The sequence below is a fragment of the uncultured Corynebacterium sp. genome (assembly GCF_902489365.1).
Lineage (GTDB): Bacteria > Actinomycetota > Actinomycetes > Mycobacteriales > Mycobacteriaceae > Corynebacterium.
The window spans coordinates 1-1,899 of record NZ_CABTZR010000165.1; the positions used below are offsets into that span (position 1 = coordinate 1).

3 protein-coding genes and 1 pseudogene are annotated in these 1,899 nt (G+C 65.9%); all 4 read right to left on the minus strand.

What is annotated here, in order from left to right; genetic code table 11:
• Positions 1 to 17 precede the first annotated feature (17 nt).
• On the minus strand, positions 18 to 491 hold the full coding sequence (gene folK, locus RDN59_RS12185; RefSeq protein WP_308608065.1) for a 2-amino-4-hydroxy-6-hydroxymethyldihydropteridine diphosphokinase: 474 nt from the start codon (positions 489 to 491) through the stop codon (positions 18 to 20).
• Entirely contained in the window at positions 491 to 862 is a 372-nt protein-coding gene (gene folB, locus RDN59_RS12190) for a dihydroneopterin aldolase (RefSeq protein WP_308608066.1), read from the minus strand. The genes folK and folB overlap by 1 nt, the downstream gene beginning before the upstream one ends.
• 3 nt (positions 863 to 865) lie before the next feature.
• Complete coding sequence (folP, locus tag RDN59_RS12195; protein ID WP_308608067.1) at positions 866 to 1,795, minus strand: dihydropteroate synthase; 930 nt, start codon at positions 1,793 to 1,795, stop codon at positions 866 to 868.
• Positions 1,796 to 1,800: 5 nt separating this feature from the next.
• Positions 1,801 to 1,899: pseudogene (locus RDN59_RS12200) on the minus strand (GTP cyclohydrolase I FolE); the annotation flags it as partial.

The following is a 1,899-nucleotide window of genomic DNA, read 5'->3' on the forward strand; positions in this document are numbered from 1 at the left end:
AATCGACGTCCTCGTCATTACTCCCCCAGTTCCTTCACCGCCGCGACCTCGTCCTCATCGAGGTCGGCGATGAGCTCGCGCACCGGGGTGCCGTTGAGCTGTGCGTGCTCATCCGCGGCCAACCACGGCACGAGCACGAAGGCGCGCTCGTGCGCATAGGGGTGCGGAAGGGTGAGCTCAGGATCGTCGGAAGTCACACCGTCTATCTGCACGATGTCCACGTCCAAGGTGCGCGGACCCCAGTGCCGCACGCGTACGCGCTCAGCGGACTCCTCAAGCTTCTGGCCACGGCGCAGCAGCTCCAGAGGGGTGCAGTCCACGTCCACGATGAGCACGGCGTTGAGAAATTCATCTTGGTCGGTCACGCCCCACGGCGGGGTGGCAAAGACCGGGGAGGTAGCGACGGTCTCCTCAGCGAACTCATCAAAGACGGTCTGCAGCAGCGCACGGCGGTCTTCCATATTGGAGCCGATGGACAGGACGGCGCGCATTAGCCTGCCATCCGCTTTCGGGAGCGGCGGGCCACGACGGCCACGTCGGCGAAGGTGCGTGGGATAGGCGCCTTCGGCTTGTGGATGGTGACCTCAATGGCGTGCAGGATCTCGAAGCGCCGCATGGCGGTCTCAGCGACCTCCTCAGCCACCGTCTCGATGAGGTCCCGGGAGGAGCCCTCGACGATGTCTGCGGCGACGTCGGCAAGCTCAGCGTAATTCACCGTGCGGGACAAGTCATCCTCGATGCCCGCGGTGTCCAACCAGCAGGTGACATCCACGATGAAGGGCTGCCCCGTCTTCTTCTCTTCCTCGAAAACGCCGTGGTAGCCAAAGCACTCCAGACCGGTGAGTTCGATGCGATCCGCCATGTTTTATGCCTTTCCCAAAGAAGTGGACACCACTGTGCCGCCGTCCGCGCCGTTGGCGTAGCTGCCGGAGGCATGCGCGCCGCCGGTATAGGCCGCGCCCGCGTTCCATGCTGCGGCGACGTCCACGGCATCGCGCGAGACATCCACCTCGTGCACGCGCACGCCCCACGCGCCCATCTGCGCGGAGATGGCGGTCACGGCGGCGGTGGCCGGGTCCGCGAGCAGCGGGCTGGACTCGACACCGCGATCCTCCCGGATGGCGGCGAGGAAGCGTTTGCGGGAAGCTCCCACCAGCAGCGGGAATTCGCCGTGGAGGAACTCCGGCAGCGCCTTGAGCAAAGCCCAGTTATCCTGCGGGGACTTGGCAAAGCCCAGGCCCGGATCCACGACGATATTGTCGTGGGCGACACCGGCCTGCAGGGCGTTATCGGCGAGCTTCGCCAGGGACTCGTGAACGTCGCGCACCACATCCCCGCCGTGGTCGGCCACGCCGGCTGCCGATCCGAATTGGACGGTGCGCCAGTGCATGAGGCACACCGGCAGGCCGGTTTCCGCCATGGCGCGGTACATGTCCGGGTCAGCTGCACCACCGGAAACATCATTGATCATGTCGACGCCGGCCGCGGCGGCCGCCGCGGCTACCGAGGCCCGCATCGTGTCCACGGAGGTCTTAATCCCCTCCTCGTGCAGTGCCTTGATGACGGGCACGACGCGGCTCTCTTCCTCCTCGGCAGCCACGCGCACCGCGCCGGGACGGGTGGACTCGCCGCCGACATCGATCATGTCTGCACCAGATTCCACGAGGTGGCGGGCGTGGTTGAGCGCATCGTCGATGTTGATCCAGCGGCCACCGTCGGAGAAGGAATCCTCCGTGACGTTGACGATGCCCATGACCAGCGTGCGGCCGGGAACAGTAAGATCGCTGACTGCCATTGCTGCTAGCTCCTAATCAAGCTCATGACCTCCGCGCGGGAGGCCGCATTCTTCTTGAATCCGCCGCGCACCGCGGAGGTCGTCGTGGTCGCCCCCGGCTTGCG